Annotated in this window: 17 protein-coding genes and 1 tRNA gene; 9 read left to right on the forward strand and 9 right to left on the reverse strand. The window is 57.3% G+C overall.

The genetic code is table 11. The annotated features are described in order from the left end of the window. Nucleotides 1-443: 443 nt before the first annotated feature. The 3 genes from ABSG49_RS10600 to ABSG49_RS10610 are packed head-to-tail and all read right to left on the reverse strand — an operon-like array spanning nucleotide 444 to nucleotide 3,916. Nucleotides 444-1,874, reverse strand: coding sequence for a nucleotide sugar dehydrogenase (locus ABSG49_RS10600; RefSeq protein ID WP_424026097.1), 1,431 nt, complete (start codon nucleotides 1,872-1,874; stop codon nucleotides 444-446). Nucleotides 1,875-1,917: 43 nt separating this feature from the next. After that, nucleotides 1,918-2,820 carry a Gfo/Idh/MocA family oxidoreductase gene (locus ABSG49_RS10605; protein WP_424026098.1) on the reverse strand — a complete coding sequence of 301 codons (903 nt, stop codon included), beginning with the start codon at nucleotides 2,818-2,820 and terminating at the stop codon, nucleotides 1,918-1,920. A gap of 1 nt (nucleotide 2,821) precedes the next feature. Continuing rightward, a complete protein-coding gene (locus ABSG49_RS10610; protein WP_424026099.1) occupies nucleotides 2,822-3,916 on the reverse strand; it encodes a DegT/DnrJ/EryC1/StrS family aminotransferase in 1,095 nt (364 codons plus the stop codon). 158 nt (nucleotides 3,917-4,074) lie between these two features. Between ABSG49_RS10610 and pyrB the strand changes: the two genes are divergently transcribed. The 3 genes from pyrB (at nucleotide 4,075) to ABSG49_RS10625 (ending at nucleotide 7,894) form a co-directional block, all read left to right on the forward strand. Next, nucleotides 4,075-4,971: an aspartate carbamoyltransferase gene (pyrB, locus tag ABSG49_RS10615; protein ID WP_424026100.1), complete on the forward strand. Its 897-nt coding sequence runs from the start codon at nucleotides 4,075-4,077 to the stop codon at nucleotides 4,969-4,971. After that, nucleotides 4,968-5,441, forward strand: a complete 474-nt coding sequence (gene pyrI, locus ABSG49_RS10620) for an aspartate carbamoyltransferase regulatory subunit (RefSeq protein ID WP_424026101.1) — start codon at nucleotides 4,968-4,970, stop codon at nucleotides 5,439-5,441. Before pyrB ends, pyrI begins: the two co-directional genes overlap by 4 nt. A gap of 191 nt (nucleotides 5,442-5,632) precedes the next feature. Further along, nucleotides 5,633-7,894 carry a PKD domain-containing protein gene (locus tag ABSG49_RS10625; protein WP_424026102.1) on the forward strand — a complete coding sequence of 754 codons (2,262 nt, stop codon included), beginning with the start codon at nucleotides 5,633-5,635 and terminating at the stop codon, nucleotides 7,892-7,894. An 80-nt stretch (nucleotides 7,895-7,974) separates the two neighbouring features. Here the strand turns inward: ABSG49_RS10625 and ABSG49_RS10630 are convergent, their stop codons facing one another. Continuing rightward, on the reverse strand, nucleotides 7,975-8,433 hold the full coding sequence (locus tag ABSG49_RS10630; RefSeq protein WP_424026103.1) for a phosphopantetheine adenylyltransferase: 459 nt from the start codon (nucleotides 8,431-8,433) through the stop codon (nucleotides 7,975-7,977). Nucleotides 8,434-8,463: 30 nt separating this feature from the next. Between ABSG49_RS10630 and ABSG49_RS10635 the strand changes: the two genes are divergently transcribed. Genes ABSG49_RS10635 through ABSG49_RS10650 form a run of 4 tightly spaced genes read left to right on the forward strand, consistent with a single transcriptional unit; the run spans nucleotide 8,464 to nucleotide 11,991 of the window. Next, nucleotides 8,464-8,961 (forward strand): gamma carbonic anhydrase family protein, encoded by a 498-nt coding sequence (locus tag ABSG49_RS10635; RefSeq protein ID WP_424026104.1) that lies wholly within the window; start codon nucleotides 8,464-8,466, stop codon nucleotides 8,959-8,961. Next, nucleotides 8,954-10,231, forward strand: coding sequence for an FAD-dependent oxidoreductase (locus ABSG49_RS10640; protein ID WP_424026105.1), 1,278 nt, complete (start codon nucleotides 8,954-8,956; stop codon nucleotides 10,229-10,231). Before ABSG49_RS10635 ends, ABSG49_RS10640 begins: the two co-directional genes overlap by 8 nt. Then, the gene (gene mtnA, locus ABSG49_RS10645) at nucleotides 10,232-11,275 is read left to right on the forward strand and encodes an S-methyl-5-thioribose-1-phosphate isomerase (RefSeq protein ID WP_424026106.1); all 1,044 of its coding nucleotides are present in this window, start codon (nucleotides 10,232-10,234) and stop codon (nucleotides 11,273-11,275) included. Nucleotides 11,276-11,289: 14 nt separating this feature from the next. Next, nucleotides 11,290-11,991, forward strand: a complete 702-nt coding sequence (locus tag ABSG49_RS10650) for a DUF116 domain-containing protein (protein ID WP_424026107.1) — start codon at nucleotides 11,290-11,292, stop codon at nucleotides 11,989-11,991. Here the strand turns inward: ABSG49_RS10650 and ABSG49_RS10655 are convergent. The 3 genes from ABSG49_RS10655 to ABSG49_RS10665 form a co-directional block, all read right to left on the reverse strand. Then, nucleotides 11,956-12,369 carry a bactofilin family protein gene (locus ABSG49_RS10655; protein ID WP_424026108.1) on the reverse strand — a complete coding sequence of 138 codons (414 nt, stop codon included), beginning with the start codon at nucleotides 12,367-12,369 and terminating at the stop codon, nucleotides 11,956-11,958. The two genes, ABSG49_RS10650 and ABSG49_RS10655, sit on opposite strands and share 36 nt — an antisense overlap. Nucleotides 12,370-12,458: 89 nt before the next feature. Further along, on the reverse strand, nucleotides 12,459-13,301 hold the full coding sequence (locus ABSG49_RS10660; protein WP_424026109.1) for a geranylgeranylglycerol-phosphate geranylgeranyltransferase: 843 nt from the start codon (nucleotides 13,299-13,301) through the stop codon (nucleotides 12,459-12,461). 52 nt (nucleotides 13,302-13,353) lie between these two features. After that, nucleotides 13,354-13,428, reverse strand: a tRNA-Arg gene (locus ABSG49_RS10665). Between the two features lie 61 nt (nucleotides 13,429-13,489). Here ABSG49_RS10665 and ABSG49_RS10670 point away from each other — a divergent pair. Next, the gene (locus tag ABSG49_RS10670) at nucleotides 13,490-14,614 is read left to right on the forward strand and encodes a tRNA (guanine(10)-N(2))-dimethyltransferase (protein WP_424026110.1); all 1,125 of its coding nucleotides are present in this window, start codon (nucleotides 13,490-13,492) and stop codon (nucleotides 14,612-14,614) included. Between the two features lie 36 nt (nucleotides 14,615-14,650). On the opposite strand, the gene ABSG49_RS10675 is transcribed toward ABSG49_RS10670, so the two are convergent. After that, nucleotides 14,651-16,114 (reverse strand): PAS domain S-box protein, encoded by a 1,464-nt coding sequence (locus ABSG49_RS10675; protein WP_424026111.1) that lies wholly within the window; start codon nucleotides 16,112-16,114, stop codon nucleotides 14,651-14,653. 142 nt (nucleotides 16,115-16,256) lie between these two features. Then, the gene (locus tag ABSG49_RS10680) at nucleotides 16,257-17,369 is read right to left on the reverse strand and encodes an OBG GTPase family GTP-binding protein (RefSeq protein WP_424026112.1); all 1,113 of its coding nucleotides are present in this window, start codon (nucleotides 17,367-17,369) and stop codon (nucleotides 16,257-16,259) included. Between the two features lie 344 nt (nucleotides 17,370-17,713). Between ABSG49_RS10680 and ABSG49_RS10685 the strand changes: the two genes are divergently transcribed. Beyond that, a complete protein-coding gene (locus ABSG49_RS10685) occupies nucleotides 17,714-18,289 on the forward strand; it encodes a methyltransferase family protein (RefSeq protein WP_424026113.1) in 576 nt (191 codons plus the stop codon). Nucleotides 18,290-18,416 lie beyond the last annotated feature (127 nt).

Genomic DNA, 18,416 nt, shown 5'->3' on the forward strand with positions numbered 1-18,416 from the left:
TTTCAACTCCATAAATTAACTCATTTCATCCCTATCGGATGTTCACAACAGGTAATAGAGAGAAAACGGCGCGGCGGGCGGGCGGCCCCGTTGGGGCCGCCCCCCCTGCCTACCGCGCCGCCCACATTCTCCTGACCTATCGAGCACTCACAGAGATAAAAGCACAAAGAGATAATTTTCAGAATTGAACACAGTTAACTATGTATTATCTTGAGAAAATCTTCTCCACAACCTCCGGTTGTCCCCGACGGGGCGCACTCGAAGAATTCTCATGAATTCTTCTCCAGCCAATCCTTGCTGAAGCGACGATTGCCTTCCCGCAGCGGCTCAATAACGGTTCATGGCAAAAACAGGTAATTGCTAGCGCAAAACCCGACGAGGCGTTTTGCGCGTAAGGCTATCGTATATTTTAGAGAAAAGTGATGCACATTGTGAAGGAAGAATTACCCTTCCACAATCACATGCCCGTTCTTGTCCCCGCGCCCGATCCCCTTGTAGATGAAACCGAGCCGGATATACGCATCCGGATCAACCATGTTCCGCCCGTCAACAATCACCGGATGCTTTTTACAGGACAACCGCTTGAGCTCCTGCGGAACCAGCGTCCGGTACTGGTGGTGGCCGGCGAAGATCACGACCGCATCGGCACCCCTCACGGCCTCTTCGACCGACGGGACAATTGGCACTCCGGGATATCCGGCAACGTACGGGTCGTGAACCGACACGACCGCACCCTCACCGATGAGGAGGTCGCGGAACGGTTCCGCGGGGGTGTTCCGGGTGTCGTCGGAGTTAGCGAGGAACGCCCACCCGAGGACCGCCACCTTCGCCCCTTTGAGCGGCCGTCCCGCCCGTTCCAGCGCTTCCTTCGTGAGCCGGAACATATGGGTGGGCATAAAGTCATTGATCCGCCGGGCAAGGACATAGAGTGACGGCTCTCCTGCCGGGTAATCGAGCAGGTCCTTCCCGAGCTGCTGCACGCCGCGTTCGAGATGGTAGGTGTCCTTCGGAAGGCAGTGCCCCCCGACACCGGCACCCGGCCAGAGCATCGCCCGCGTGGTCCCCTCTCCCTTGAGGCTGTCGATACCGGTCCGGACATCGTACACATTGATCCCCATTGCCTCGCAGTAGAGGGCGAGCTCGTTGATCGCGGCGATCTGGAGGTCGCGGAAGGTGTTCTCCGCAGTCTTCGTCACTTCAGCGGCCGTTGCCGTCATGGGGATCACCTTCCCGGTCGTCAGGACCGGGGTATAAAGTTCGGTTGCCCGCCGTGTGCTCGTCTCATCGATACCCCCGACAATACGGTCGTGCTCCCGGATGTTGCGCAGGAGTCGTCCCACCATCACCCGCTCCGGTGCATGGGCAAGGGCAAAGTCCCTGCCGGCCACGAGCCCGGACTCCTGCTCGAGGATCCCGCGGGCGACGCCGGTTGTGGTCCCGGGCGTGATCGTGGACTCGAGCACGACCAGCATGCCGGGCGAGAGGTTGCGGCCAACGTTTCGTATCCCTTCGAACAGGGCAGAGAAATCCGGTAGCAGGTCCTCCTTGTTCAGGAACGGGGTCTGGATGGAGAGCGTGACCGCGTCCAGTTCCCGGATCTTCGAGAAGTCCGAAGTACAGGAAAATTTGCCTGCGGCCACGACCTTTGTCAGCAGTTCTTCGAGCCCGGGCTCCTCCCCTTTCAGCGGGCTCTCCCCGCGGTTGAGCATGGCGATCTTGTATCCCGATGAAGGGGAATCCCGCTGGAACCCGTACACTTTGTCGAACTGCGGGGAGTCCGCAAACAGTGCCGCTGCCGGAATACCGACATAGCCCATGCCGAGGACCCCCACCTTTTTTATCGGTCCCCGCTTTTTGAGGATATCTGATAGCATCGCTTCACTCACTATCCTGTATACTATGTATTCTATCGTAAAATCAGAGGCCGGCCTGGATCTCCTCGCATACCCGCAGATTATTAATCGCCTGTTCCGGCGTGATCGGGAACGGACGGCGTGAGGCAACGCATTCGATAAACGTTGCCAGTTCCCGCTTCAGCGGCTCGAGCTTGTTCACCATCACCTTTTCAATGATATTTTCCTGGACATACCGCTCCGCCTCGAACTGGTACTGCCCCGGTTTCCGGTAGATGGTGACCTCCTGGGTCATAAAATCGCCTTCGATCGTAAAACCTTCCTCCTCAACGTAGATCATCCGGATCTTCTTGGAGGACTTCCGGCTCGCGGAAAGGGCAACCGGAATATTCCCGCATTTCATCAGGACGCTGCAGACATCTGCATTGCCGGCGCTGTGGATATCGGACGGCTGACCGAACAGGGTCAGGAGTATATCGATATCATGGATCATCAGGTCTTCAATAACCGTGCTCCCCGTCACCCGTGCCGAGGCCGGGTTGTGCCGCTTCATCTCGACGTAGAGCGGCTTATTCACGATTTTTTTAATCTCGCTTACGACGGGATTGAACCGCTCGATATGGCCGACCCCGATCGTGATCCCGTCGGGTGCCGACCGCATGAGCTCTGTGGCCTCTTTTGCCGTGGCCGCGATCGGTTTCTCGATGAGCACAGATTTCTTTGCAGAAAAAACCTGACGGACCGTCACCGCGTGAAACGGGGTGGGCACGCAGACACTGACTGCGTCCGACCGTGCCAGCAGATCGTCCACGGAACTGCAGACTTCAGCCCCGTGCTGGCCGCCGATGGCTTTTGCCGCCGCCGCGTTCACGTCAAACACAGCAACGGAATCCACGCTCTTTAATTCAGAATAGACGCGGACATGGTTCTTTCCCATGGTTCCGATGCCGATAATGCCGACATCCATCTCATTTCACCCGGTTGATGGTATCGCAGATATACGCGAGTTGTTTCTGATCCAGCAGGGGATGAACAGGAAGGCTCAGTACGGATTCGGCAAGATGTGTGGAGACCGGGCACGGGTCCGGGACATTTTCAAGGCCGAAGACCGGTTGCCGGTGAAGGGGGATCGGGTAGTGGATAGCGCTCCCGATACCCTTGGCTTTGAGATAATCGATAAATTCGGCCCTGCTCATCGGGAACTCATCAGTCAGCCGAACGACATACTGGTGATATACCGGCAGGACACCTGCTGCGACAACCGGTGTGACGAGCCCCTTTACGGAGAGGTGAGTGTTGTAATACCCGGCGTTCTTCCGGCGCCGCTCGTTGAATTTTTCCAGTTTCTTCAGCTGGACGAGACCAAGCGCGGCGGCAATGTCGGTCATGCGATAGTTATAGCCGAGCCGCGTGTGGAGGTATTTCTCGCTCTGGCCGTGGTTGATAATCAGGCGCAACCGTTCATTGTAGGCCTTCTCGTTTGTCACCACCATGCCGCCCTCCCCGGTGATCATGTTCTTGGTCGCATAGAAGGAAAAGCAGCCGAACTGTCCGAAACTCCCGGCTTTCCCACTGTTGGAGAGGGCGCCGTGGGCCTGTGCTGCGTCCTCAATCAGTTTCAGGTTATGGCGCTCGCAAATCTCCTGCACTGCAGGGATCTCGAATGGCTGGCCGAACAGGTGGACGCCGATGACTGCCCGGGTCTTTGGCGTTACGCGCTCCTCGATCTGCTGCGGGTTGATATTGAAGGTCTGTTCGTTCACGTCAGCGAATACTGGCGTTGCCCCGCACATCAGCACGGCAGAAGCCGTGGCGAAGAACGAGAACGCCGGTACGATGACCTCGTCGCCATGGCCGATGTCCGCAGCGAGCAGCGCCGCATGGAGGGCGGCAGTGCCGCTATTGACGGCAACGGCATGAGTGGTCCCGCAATAGTCCGCAAACTTCCGTTCGAATTCTGCGACCCGTTCACCGGATGCAAGCATACCGGATGCAAGGACCGCGGTCACGGCCGATATTTCGTCCTGGCCGATCGCCGGCCGCGCAACAGGTATAAAATCCAAGGGATCTCACCGCAAAAGCTAACTTGTGTTGATAAAAATGCGTAATGATCCAATAATATCATTCCTGTCACGAACGGCCTGGTTTTTGCCTGCGTGAAAGATAGGTAATTAGGGCATGAGCAAAATACATTCATCATAAAGAGTCGGGAGAGTGAGCTGTGCACCACATCATATCGATCGGGGATTTTGACCGGACCGGGATCGACAAACTGCTGGATCATGCAGAACAGATCGATAAGAAAAAGTACGATGGGAATGCCCTTGCCGGGAAGATACTTGCTGTCCTCTTCTTCGAGCCCAGCACGAGAACCCGGCTGTCCTTTGAATCGGCAATAGCCCGGCTCGGCGGTACGTCTCTCTCGGTGGGCAGCGTCGAGGCCTGCTCCATGGCCAAGGGCGAGACACTTGCCGATACCATCCGCGTTGTCAGCGGGTACGCGGACGCGATCGTCATCCGCCACCCAAAAGAGGGGGCAGCACGACTTGCGGCGGAATTCTCCACCGTCCCGGTCATCAACGCCGGCGACGGGGCGGGACAGCACCCGTCCCAGACACTCCTCGACCTGTACACGATCCGCCAGTCGATGCCCATAGACGGGATCGACATCGCGCTGATCGGGGACCTCCGGTACGGGCGCACGGCCCATTCCCTTGCCTCCGCACTCTCCCTCTATCATGCACGGCTGCACACCATCTCCCCCAAGGGGCTCGAGCTCCCCGCCACGCTGTCCGCCCAGCTTGCAGAGAAGGGGATGGAGATCATCGAGCATGACAGCATCAGCGACGTGATCCGCGAGGTAGACGTACTCTATGTCACGAGAATACAGCGCGAGCGGTTCCCCGATTCGGCATCGTACTTCAACGTAGCCTCGAATTACCGGATCACACCGGAACTGCTGGCCGGTGCAAAAAAGCGCCTCATCGTCCTCCACCCGTTGCCAAGGGTTGATGAGATCGATCCCCGCGTGGACGAATCCCCCCACGCCCGCTACTTCGAGCAGTCGAAGAACGGGGTCCCGGTCCGCATGGCAATGCTCATGCAGGTGATGAAATGAAGAACAACGAGTCCGCCGAGAACGAGGGGTTGCTGGTCAGGAGAATCAAAAACGGTACCGTGATCGACCATATCGATGGCGGAGAAGCCCTCAATGTCGTCAAGATTCTCGGTATCACCGGGACAACACAGGAGGCCCTCTCCATCGCAACCAATGTCCCAAGCCGTAATATGGGAAAGAAGGACATCGTCAAGCTGACCAACCGTGAACTCTCCAAAGAGGAAGTGGACCGGATCGCCCTCATCTCGCCACGGGCCACCATCAATATCATCCGGAACTACAAAGTCTTCGAGAAAAAAGGCGTGGAGATCCCAACCCTCATTGAAGGGCTGGTCCGCTGTCCGAACCCCGGATGCATATCCAATACCCACGAACCGATCCGGAGCAAATTCGAAGTCCTGCCAAAAGGGCTCCACTGCATCTATTGTGACTGGGTCATCACCCGCGATATCACCAGCCACATCATCTGACCCCGTCGGGGGATCGCCTGTTTTTTTCTTCAGGGAAAACTGAGCGGTTTTATACCTTTTTATGAAACGGGTGATTGCAGGTAATATGAAAATACGCATATTATCAGTTTTTCCTGCAGAATGCATGCCATACTGCGTGCGTAAAGTGATGGGATTAAATATCTATTAATCTATAATGGTGAATCGTGATCATGATGAGATCAAGTAAGTACTTCTTATTTGCAGGATTGATAGTCCTGCTTTTGGCCCTGTTACCCGGGGTCTCTGCAGCGGATACCGCAACGCAGTCAGGCTACATCACGGTTGGTCTGGCACCGGTTGCGCAGTTTGATGCCCACTATGCCTTCTCAACCATCCCGACCAAGGTTGAATTCGTGGACAATTCCCTTGGCTCAACCCCCATGACCTGGCAGTGGGACTTTGGCGACGGAGCAACATCCGCCGAGCAGAACCCCAGCCACATGTACATCCAGCGCGGTACCTTTACCGTTACTCTCACGGTAAAGAATGCCTATGGCTCAAGCACTGCGATCAAGAAGGATTACATCACCATCGGTATGGGACCGAAAGCGGATTTCGTAGCTAATCCGACCTCCGGCGATGTCCCGCTGAATGTCGGATTTACTGACCAGTCCACCGGCCAGATAACCTCGTGGAGCTGGGATTTCGGCGACGGTAAGGGATCGACCGAACAGAACCCGGTTCACACCTACTGGACCGGGGGCGTCTATAATGTCATCCTGACCGTATCCAACGATTACGGCTCCTCCGATGCAACCAAGACCCGGTATATCACCGTTGTCGGGGAACTTGTATCGAAGTTTGCCGCAGACCCGTCTTCGGGCAAGGCACCCCTCGCAGTCACGTTTACTGACAGATCCATTGGAAGCCCGACTGCATGGCAGTGGGATTTCGCTGATGGGAGTACCTCAACCGTGCAGAACCCGACCCATACGTTTGCGAGCTCCGGATCCTATGATGTCAAGCTCACCATAACCCGGGGCACGGACACGGCTACCTCGACCCAGACGGTGAACGTTGGCGGCGTACCCAATGCTGATTTCGCCGGAGCACCGACCCAGGTGAACACCAACGAGAACGTCCAGTTCACGGACAAATCCTCGAACTCCCCGACAGCCTGGTCCTGGGACTTCGGCGACACCGCAACCTCAACCGACCAGAACCCCAGCCATGCATACCAGCTGAAAGGGATCTACACGGTCTCCCTCACCGCACGGAATGACAATGGTAAGGACACCGAAACAAAGACCAGCTACATCAATGTCGGTCTTTCCCCGAAAGCGGAATTTATCCCGATTATTGTACCATACGAGCAGAACAAAGTACCGATGATCGTAAACTTTGTCGACCAGTCCACCAATATCCCGACATCCTGGTCCTGGGACTTCGGTGACGGAGCGACCTCAAGCGAACGGAACCCGACCCATATCTACCAGAAAGAGGGCACCTATACTGTCACCCTCACCGTCAAGAACTACTTTGGTGCTGACACCATGGTCAGGAAAGACCTCATCACCGTTGGCGGTGGCGTAGCGGTTGACTTCGTCGCAGACAGGACGACAGTCGGTGTCGGCAGGATTGTCACCTTCACGGACCTTTCCTCAAACAATCCCACTGAATGGGTCTGGAGCTTCGGCGACGGGGCGACCGGCACCGGTTCGAATCCGGACCACGTATACCGTGCAACCGGGGTGTACGATGTAACCCTGACCGCATCCAACCCCTCGCTGACCAACTCACGGACCAAGAACCAGTACATCACCGTCATGAGCATCCCGAAAGCAGACTTTGTCGCTGACAAGACCCGTGGAGGTGCCCCGATGGCCGTAACGTTCACGGACAAGTCACTCAACGGGCCGACTGCATGGAAGTGGGACTTTGGCGATGGATCTGCTGCAACCGATCAGAACCCGACCCATACCTACACCACTCTTGGCACCTACACGGTATCCCTGACCGCATCCAACAAGGACGGACAGGACACCGCATCAAAGACAAACTACATCCTGACCACGCTTGCACCGGTAGCTGACTTCAAGGCAGACCGGCAGGTTGGCAAGGCGCCGTTCATTGTCGAGTTCACGGACCTGTCGAGCAACAGCCCGACTGCATGGGCGTGGAGCTTTGGCGATGGAACAACCTCATCAGAACAGAACCCGCGCCACATCTACCTGCGCGAAGGCTCGTACGATGTCAGTCTCACCGCAACCAACCAGTACGGCAGCGACACCATGTTCAAGACCGGAACGAGTGCACAGGTCACGGTAAGCACACCGGTACCGACTAATGTGCCAGCCACCCAGTCACCAACGGCTGTCATGACCACTGCACCAACGGCAATACCGACCACGCAGGCTTCCCTGCCGGCGGTAGTCTCCGTGATCGCATCGGTCATTGCAGTGCTCGCCATCGTGGTTGCCCACAGGAAATAATCTCTTTTTTCCGGGGAAAATTCCCGCATTAAAAAATTCAAGAGCCCGGCAACACACGGTCCGGGGGTATTGACCCGATATCAGTGCAGGATATGTCCGTGCACGTCGATCTCGCCACGGTAAATCCGGGTGCTTGAGATCCAGCGGCTGTCCTCTGCAAGGACACAACTGATCTGGTGGATGTCGACTTTTCGTTTCCCTTTCTCACGCCGGATCTTATTGATCTCGACAGCCACGGGAATGGTCTCTTCGGAGACAACGATTGCATCGAAATCGGATTCGATCGCAGAACCGAACCGGTCATTTAACGGTTCGATCAGCCAGTCGATATGATAGTTTTTTCCGGCGATATATTGTGCGAGATCCGATTTCCGTTCCGCAAACGGCCGGATGGGGTGCACCTTGTGGCTCGCAAACACGTCCGTCGTCAGACCTATCAGGACATGGCCAGAGGGCCCGGCAAGCTCGAACGACCGGTCAAGGAGCCGCTTGTGTCCGTCATGCAGGGGGTCAAAGGTTCCCCCTACCATAACCTTCATACTCTTTGATTCTTAATTTCCTATGTTATTATGCATATGGTTGGGAAGGTCTCCGGTGGAGCGTTGTTTGTCGCCGGCAATGCAACGATCATTGGGGATGTCACGATCGGCAGGAACGTGGGGATCTGGTTCGGAGCGGTGGTCCGTGCAGACAAGGACAGGATCGTGATCGGGGATCGGTCCAACATCCAGGACAACTGCGTGGTCCATACGAGCATTGGCTTTCCGGTACTCATCGGCGATGACGTGTCCGTAGGGCACGGCGCGATCCTCCACGGCTGCACGATCGGGAGCCGCGTGCTCGTCGGCATGGGAGCGATTGTGCTCAACGGGGCAAAGATCGGTGACGGATCAGTGATCGGGGCGGGAGCGGTCGTAACCGAAGAAATGGATATTCCGGAGCGATCGGTAGTTGTCGGCGTCCCCGGAAAGATCATCAAGCAGGCCAGCGACGGGCAGCAGCAGCACATCCTCTCCAATGCCGCGTCCTATGTCGAACTTGCGGGAGAGTACGCACCGCATGACTGATGTGGTCGTCATCGGGGCGGGGGTCGCCGGCATCCAGGCGGCACTCGACATCGCAGGACACGGCGTCCACGTGCACCTTGTCGAGCGCGAACCCACGATCGGCGGGCACATGGCGCAGCTGGACAAGACGTTTCCCACGAACGACTGTTCGATGTGCATCCTCTCGCCCAAGATGGTGGATGTGGTACGGCACCCGGATATCACCATCCATACCTGTGCCGAAGTCGACAGGGTCGAAGGGGAAGCCGGCAACTTCCTCGTCACGATAAAGAAACATCCCCGCTACGTGGACGAATCAACCTGCACCGGCTGCGGGGACTGCATCCAGATCTGCCCGGTGGAAATCTATAACCGGTTCGATGCCGGCGTCGGCGTCCGTAAGGCAATCTACAAGCCGCATTCCCAGGCGATCCCTGACATCGTGATCAAGGACCCCGAGCACTGCATCGAATGCGGGCTCTGCTACGATGCCTGCGGCCCGGGTTCCATCCGGAAGAAGGACGAGGAGACCTCGCTGACGGTCGAGGCGGCCAGCATCGTCATCACCACCGGGTATACGGTTTTTGATGCCCGCACCAAGACTCCGTTCGGCTATCTCACGCTTCCCGATGTCATCACGAGCCTCGAACTGGAACGGATGATCAACGCGAGCGGCCCGACGGGAGGGCACGTGAAGAGGATGAGCGACGGGGCAGCACCGAAATCCATTGTCTTCATCCAGTGCGTAGGTTCACGGGACATGACGATCGACCGCCCGTACTGCTCCTGTGTCTGCTGTATGCAGGCACTGAAGAACGCGATGCTGATCAAGGAGAAGAGCCCGGAGACAGAGGTGATCATCTGTTACATGGACATCCGTGCCTACGGGAAAGGGTACGAGGAGTATTTTGAGCGGGTGAAATCTCTCGGAGTCCGGTTCCTCCGGGGCATGCCGTCCGACATTCTCCCGGACCGGGGCGGCATGATCCTGCAGGTCGAGGACTCGGAGACCTCCGAGCTCCATGTACTCCACCCCGACCTGGTCGTCCTCTCGGTTGGCATCGGACCCTCCGATGCGAGTGCAGCGCTTGTGGAAAAGCTGGGTGTTGCACGGGAGGAGACCGGTTTTATCCGGCCGGTGAACGATGCCATGGATACGGCTGCAACGCTCCGGCCGGGGATCTATGTGGCCGGGACCGCCACCGCACCCCGGGATATTCCCGACAGCGTTGCTTCCGCAGAATCGGCGGCGATGCGGGCCTGGATCGATGCAAAAAAGAAGAGGCCCTGAGTGAACGACTCTGCCACGCTCTGGTGGGACCGTGCGAAGGACTGTCTCTGCTACATCGAGCAGACGCTCCTGCCAGGTGAATATGTGATCATCGAGTGCCGGAGCATTGACCGGCTGGCCACCGCCATCCGGCGGCTCGAGGTCCGCGGCGCACCAGCGCTTGGCGTGGCCGGAGCATATGGTATCACCCTTGCCACCCGCACGTTCCCGCACGAGGACGTCGATACGTTCATGGCCGGTGTACGGCAGGCCGCGGAGCAGCTCCGCTCGACCCGCCCAACCGCGATCAACCTCGGCTGGGGGATAAACAGGGTGCTCGCGGCACTGGCTACTGCCCATAGTGTTGATGAAGCACGGGCCATCGCGCTCCGGGAAGCGGATGCGATCGCCCGGGAGGATACTGCCTGCTGCCATGCGATCGGGAACAACGGGGCCGCTCTGCTTCCCGGCCGCTGCACGGTCCTCACCCACTGCAATGCCGGGGCACTTGCATGCTCTTCGTGGGGAACGGCACTCGGCGTGATCCGTTCTGCGGTGATGGCGGGAAAAGAGGTGAAGGTGATCTCCTGCGAGACCCGGCCGCTTCTCCAGGGAGCCCGGCTCACCGCATGGGAACTGGCGCGGGACGGGATTGATGTGACGGTGATCACCGACTCCATGGCAGCTCACTTCATGCGGGCCGGTGCGATCGATGTGGTCATTGTCGGTGCCGACCGGATCACCCGTGACGCCGTCTTCAACAAGATCGGGACGTACATGCACGCGGTCTGCGCCCGCCATCACGGAATCCCCTTTTATGTTGCCGCACCTTTGTCCACGTTCGACCCGGACAATACCGAGCGGGACGTCCTGATCGAGGAACGGGGACGCGAGGAAGTCACGGTCATGGGCAACCGGACCTACGTCCCTGATGGCGCAAAGGTAAAAAATCCTGCTTTTGACGCAACGCCAATGGATCTTGTCACCGCCATAATAACAGAAAAGGGCGTGCTCCACCAGCCGATCGATACCCGATCATACTTATCGTTCCGGACATCCCATTGAATATAACCCCTGCAATGGCATTCGATTTTATTCCCTGGAACCACCTGATATACATCATCGGCGAGATCACGGTCATTGTCATACTCGGGGCCCTGGTCATCTCGTTCATCCTCGTCATTATCTCGCTCTATTCCATCAGGCAGAAGAAACTCTACTTCCCGAAACTGATCAAATCCGGGCTGGTATTTCTCGAAGGCCTGATGAAGGCGATGTTCCGTTTTCTTGGCCTCGAAGACCGGGAGATGCTCTCCTTTTTTATCAAACTTCACAATTCGATGAACGAGCCGGAATTCACGCGGATCCCGGTCACCGAAAGGGCCATATTCATGCCCCAGTGCCTGCGGTCTTCCCAGTGTCCCGCCCATCTCACACCGGAGGGTCTCAAATGCCGGAACTGCGGCCAGTGTACTATTGGGGAGACACGGGTCCTGCTCGAACAGCTCGGCTATAAGATCTTCATCGTCCCGGGCTCATCGTTTATCAAGCGCATGGTAAAAAAATACCGGCCTAAGGCAATTATCGGCGTCGGCTGCCTGGCTGAAGTGAAAGAAGGTATCGATATGGCCGACAAGATGGGACTTGTCGTCATGGGGATCGTCACCCTGAAAGAGGGCTGTGTTGAGACGATCGTCAACTGGGCTGATCTCTACGAGGTTGCCACACTCGGTATCGATCCGGCGTCAATCCCCGAGGACCTTCATACTCTTGCCGATTAGGTTCCCGCTCTTGATCCTGCCGTGGACGATGATCGCGTCCTGGCTTGTCACGTTTCCCACAACGATGCCAGGGCGGAGGATAACCTTTCCTCCTGCCTGGACGGAGTGGACACTGGCATTATCGAGAATGGTAACATCCCCGTGAGCAATGATCGGGCCCTTCACCCTGCACTGGCTCCCGATGACAGCACTCCAGCAGCTAATCTCGAGCGCCACGCTGGACCGGGGACCGAGCTCGAGGTTGCCGGTGACGTTGAGCCTTCCCCAGAAATGGGTATGAGGGGGTACGACAAAGTCGCCGTCTACTTTTACATTCCCTTCAAAATACGAGCCTTTCTGTGCAAAATACGTATTCCCCTTCTGGATGAGCGTGGGCATTGGTCTCTCATGGTAACTGTGGAACAATCAGGGGGATATACTTGTTGCTCGGTCATTTTCCCGGCGGGCATTTTGGCAGCAGGTAACGGTTACCCGAGGAAAAGCACCGACAGGGTAAACACGACCAGGGACGCAAACATGGTATATTTCAGCATGGTTGTGGCACCGGAACTCCGGACGCATGCCGGGCTTTCGCAAGCGAGGGCTTTGCGTGCCGCACCGAGAAGAACAAGATCCACGATACCGATCATGGCAAGATACGGGGCACCCCACCACCAGAAGGGAACGATACTTGCGACTATCGACAGCAGGGTAAAGACGAATGCACCGTATGTGGTTTTTTTCACGCCAATCCGCTGGGGGAGTGTTGATGCACCTCCCGCTGCATCTCCTTCAACGTCTTCCGCATCCTTCAGCAGTTCACGGGCCATCGTCACAAGGAAGCCCATGACCGCGAGAGGAACGAGGTGCATGAGACCGGACATACCGGCAAAGGCACCGCCGAACAGGAACATACTCCCGGTCAGGTACGCCACCGCGAGGTTCCCGATGAGGGGCATGCTCTTCAGCCGTGCCGCATACGCGACGAGGAGCAGTGAGTTGAAGACGGCAAAGCCCATGCAGAGAAAATTCATGAACAGGCTTGCAGCAATGCCGGCACCGAACAGGAGCAGCGCATACCAGAACGCCATCTTCCGGGGGACGAGGCTGGCGGGTATCGGGCGATTGGCCCGGTTGACGGCATCTATATCCGCATCATAATAATCATTGATCACGTTGCCGGCAGCCGTAATGAGGGTGACCACGACGAGAAGAAGGAGGACGGCGGGGACAAGGGTTCCGGTGGCGACGAAGTAGGCTACGATTGCCGCAATGCCGGCCATGACTGCATTGGCCGGACGGGTGATCCGTATATAACCTGCAGCACTCATTGGTTTACACTCTGATGATCCGGCACTTAAATTGCGCGAAAAGCAATGTTTACGGGCGAGGGGGGATTTGAACCCCCGGCATTCAGCTTAGGAGGCTGACGCTATGTCCGGGCTAAGCCACTCGCCCTGCCCATATCCATTGAGGGGGAATATGTATAAGTTTTGTGCGCTGCAACATCTCTGGCACCATGGAGCTGACAGAGGCAACGGAAGGCGGTACCACATTTCTCGTCCCGGTCCAGGACGACACGCAGCAGTTCCCTCCCGGTTCAGCCCCCATCTTCTTCAACCCCCGTATGAAGCTCAACCGGGATGCAACCGTTCTCCTCCTCTCCATCCTCCAGCCTTCGGATTATCTCGATGCCATGGGTGCGACCGGCATCCGGGGCCTGAGGGTGGCAAACGAGTGCGGCATTCCCGTCACGATCAGCGACCGCGACCCGGTGGCAATCGAGCTGATTACCCGTAACGTGCAACGGTCCGGCATACCGGTCACCGTTATCCAGCGGGACGTCAATGCCCTGCTGTCGGAACAGTCCTTCGATGCTGTTGATCTCGATCCCTTCGGCACACCGGCGCCGTTCGTAGATGCCGGCGTGAAGGGGACCCGGCGTTTTCTCTTCGTGACCGCAACGGATACGGCCCCGCTCTGCGGTGCACACCTGAAAGCCGGGATCCGCAGGTACTCGGCGGTCCCGATGAACACGGAATACCATAGCGAGGTGGGCCTCCGCATCCTGCTGGGATTTGTCGTCCGGCAGACCGCACGGTATGACCGGGGGGTTGAGCCGATCTTCTGTTATGCCCGCGAGCATTTCGTCCGCCTCCACCTCCGGCTCCTCCGGGGCACAAAGGCTGCCGATGATACTCTCCGGCAGACCGGCTATATCCACCAGTGCAGGAAATGCCCTTACCGCGAGCAGGAGCCAGGCATCCTCTCTTCCTCCCGGACATGCCCCCACTGCGGGGAGCTGCTCCAGCCGATCGGCCCCCTCTGGCTGGGTGACCTCCACAACAGGGCAATCCTCGCAGAGATGCAGGCCCGGATCGGGACGATGAAGCCCGGATCGGAGAAGGCACTGGTAAAACTGCTGGACTGCTGCAGGGAAGAACTTCCGGTGCCGGGCTTTTACGATTACCACGTGCTCGCAAAACGGCTGGGTTGTTCCCCGCCCGAAATAACCGTTGTGCTCAGCCGCATTACCGCTGAAGGGTACCCGGCAAGCCGTACACACTTCTCCGGGTACGGGATCAAGACCGAAGCACCGCTGTCGGTGATCTTCGATGCGGTTCGTGGACACCCGCAGGAATAGTATCGGAACGCGAAGTGGTCACTGGAGTGACTTCGTTCACTTATTCAACCTGCGGAACAACCCTTTGGGTACCGTGATCTCGAACCGGACCCCTTTTCCCGCTCCGCCGGTCTCCTGTATCGTATATCCGGTAATCGCGAGGATCTCCCGGATGAGAAAGAGCCCGTAGCCGGTGTTCTTTCCCTTGCCACGCATGAAGAGGACCGGCCGGATTTCATCCGGAATACCAACACCATTATCTTCATACACGATGACAAAATCCCCTTTCTGTACGCTGCACCTGAACCCGATCTCCGTGACGGTCCCGCCATGCCGGATTGAGTTATCGATCAGGTTGTAAAAGACCCTCACAAGCAGGGGATCGGCGAAGATTTCCATATCGCTGCACAGGGGGTCGATCGTGATTTCCACCCTGCCTTTCTCAACGGATGCCTTTGCGGCAGCAATGGTGCCGGCAAGGTCCTGCCAGGCCGGCGATTTTACACCTACGTTCTGGTACTCTGTCATGAACTTCAGGATCCTCTGGATCCTGGCGGCGGATCCGTTGATGAGGGTGAAGACCTCATCCCTTCCCAGGGCGGAGGATCCCTGCTCCAGCAGCAGAAGGTAGCCGGTGAGGATCATGAGCTGGTTGTTGATATCATGGCTGGTGATGCTGTTCATGAGGTTGAGCTTCCGGTTTGCCTCGTGAACGGCGAGATCCGCCCGCCTGCGATCCGTAATGTCCCGCACGATTGCGCCGACCATCCTCCCGTTCCCCGTGGGTATGAGAAACTGGAACGATTCGATGATCCTGCGTTTCATGTCAGGGCGCTCGATCTCGTTCTCCGAACTCCGGTCGAGCCATGGGGCGGTACCTGTTGCGAGCAGAACCTCGAACATATCCCTGATCATGTTCCGCGTTTCCAGGATCTTTTTTTCCGTGGGCAGGACCTCATACTGGACATCCCAGAGGGGTCTCCCGACAGCGCGGGAGCGGGGTATCCCGCTGATCTGCTCCATCGCCGGGCTCCATTCGATCAGGGTCCCGTGCTCGTCGGTAAGGATAATACCGTCCTTTGAATATTCCACCAGTTTCTTGACTTTTTCCTCGCTCTGACGGAACGCTTTGTCCAGGGTCTCCCAGTTGCTGATCCCACTGATGACCCCAACAACACCTCTTTTTCCTTCCGTTGTCCCAAACGGTCGTGAGATGGCTCTCACGAGATGTTCCTGCCCGTTCTTATCGAGAACCCGGTAATCGGAGGGATAGGACTCCCCGGCCTTCACTTCCTGGTACTTCCGGCATAAACGGTCCTGGTCATCCGGTACGACGACAGAGGTGATGGTCTTCCCGATCAGTGCCTCCGGCGGGAGACCGAGGATCTCCTCGCACCGTGGGCTCAGGTACGTAAAACGGCCCCGGTCATCCAGCGTAAAGACAACGTGGCTGATGGCCTCGACAAGTGTCTGGAACCGGAACTCGTCATATTCATCATGGTGATCCTGTATGCCGTCCATCTCCTCACACCTCTCGCAGGATTCTGCCGGGGAAAATACCGTACCGCTCCGGCAAAATCCGGAATATTTCCTGATTGAAAAAAGGAATTAATATACGTTAAAGTTTTTTAATTGATTTTTATACCGGATAAAACATTGTCTCCTAATGCTCGACGACAATTGAGAGGAGGTCGCCGTCAATGAGTTTGTGGGTCAGGCCGACCCGTTGGCCGGGGTGTTTGACGGATTTGCCCCAGATCCGGGCATAGCGGAACTTCTGCGCGAACTCCCGGTGAAGCTTGTTGCAGACGTCTTCGACCGTGCTCTTCCTCCGGACAATCAGCGGTTCGTCGAGGTCAGCCTCTTCGCCGACGGGTTTAAGGTAGACCCGCATGAACCCGAGAGAGTCGTAGATGGCATCCTTGAGTTCTTCGGTGTGATAGCCGGAAGCGGCCGAGATCATGATCGGGGGGCTGTCGAATCGTTCGGCGATATCGTGCTCGATCTCGAGGTACCGTTCCTTGTCCACGAGGTCTACCTTATTGACAGCGATGAACGCCGGTACGTAAACACGGTTTCCCTGTATCGCGTCGATGAGATCGTCCTGCGTTGCGTTCCCGCGGATCAGGATGTCGGCATTCATCATCTTGCTCTCTGCGAGGATAGAGCGTACTTCCTCGATCTCAAGGTCCAGCGTGCCCACCGCGTTAAGCCGGACACCCCCGTGGGAGGATTTCTTGATGGTGATATCGGGTTTCGGGACGTTGATCCGGATCCCGGCATCGTGCAGTTCCTTGATGAGGACGTCGAAATGCCGCTCGTTGAAGACGTCCACGAGGATGATGATGATGTCGGCGCCGCGGACGACTGCGATGACTTCCTTGCCCCGGCCCTTGCCCATCGCTGCGCCGGCGATGAGCCCCGGGATATCGAGGATCTGGATCTTCGCTCCCTTGTGCTCGAGTGCACCGGGGACGACCGTGAGGGTGGTAAACGAGTACGCGGCAACAGCGCTCGTGGTGCCGGTGAGCTTGTTGAGGAGCGTGCTTTTACCGGTTGACGGGAACCCTACAAGGACTGCGGTTGCGTCGCCGGACTTCTTGACCTGGTAGCCTTCGCCGCCCCCGCCGGCCTTCATCGCGCGGTTGACGGCCTCGTCGCGGAGCCGGGCAATCTTTGCCTTGATCCTTCCGATATGTTTTGATGTAGCCTTGTTATACGGGGTCTTGGTCAGCTCGTCCTCGAGCTCCTTAATCTGTTCCTCAAGACTACTCATTCCTATATTAATCGCCGCATGTCCGAGATATAGTTGTTGTAGCGACGAACGGGTCGATGGAAGAGAGCCCGTATGTATCCCAAGGTACCTCCACCGCACACCTAGGTCGCCGACTGTACCGGAAGATGCGGTTCCTTTCCGGGAGGATCGGGAATTATTGGATGCTACGGGCATTCTATTCCTGCACTGACCGAAGAAACCTTATTGCAGTCCAGCAACCAATAAAAACGGACGATAAAGACTTGTTCCCGCCGTACGGACCGTTGCCGTTGGCATACGGAAACGGACCGGGCCTGACCGGTTCAGATCGGTCCTGAACAAAGGCGAACAGGAGACCGGAAACCATGCTGACGTACCTCCAGATCATCGCCGGGATATGGATTGTCTTCATGATCCTCTTCTTCATCCCCGCACTCCGGGACGGTATCCCGGTCGAGCGGAGGTCGTCCCGGTACATCCGGTGGTCGTTCATGGTCGCACTCGCGGTCGTAATCCTTGCGATCGTTCTCGCCACGTACGAGCCCGATGCCCTGGTCCTCCGCGTGATCCCCGGATCGCCCCTTGCCGGGATGACCGGGATCGTCATCACCCTTGCCGGACTCGGATTTTCCGCATGGGCACGATATCACCTTGGCAGGTACTGGAGCAGCATGGTCATGATCAAGGTCGGCCACCAGCTCATCAGGACGGGCCCGTACCGGATCGTGCGGAACCCGATATACACCGGTATCCTCATCGCATTCGTGGGAGCCGCCATCGCCATTGGTGAACTGCTCGCGTTCGTTGCTCTCGTTATCGGATTCGCCTCTATCTGGGTCAAGATCAAGGCCGAGGAAGAGATCCTGCTCGAAAAGTTCGGTGAGGAATACCTGCAGTACAAACGGGATGTGAGGGCTGCGATTATTCCGTGGGTTGTGTGAACCCTTCGCCCGCCATACCGGCCGAAGTGCACCCGTAAAAAACTATCATTCGAAGACCCGCTTTTCTTTTTGGGTCTTCTCTTAGTTTTTAACGGGAAACACTCCTCAAGGCCGACCCGCTGGGCCG

It is taken from the genome of Methanoregula sp., assembly GCF_049510175.1.
In the GTDB taxonomy this organism is placed as follows: Archaea; Halobacteriota; Methanomicrobia; order Methanomicrobiales; family Methanospirillaceae; genus Methanoregula.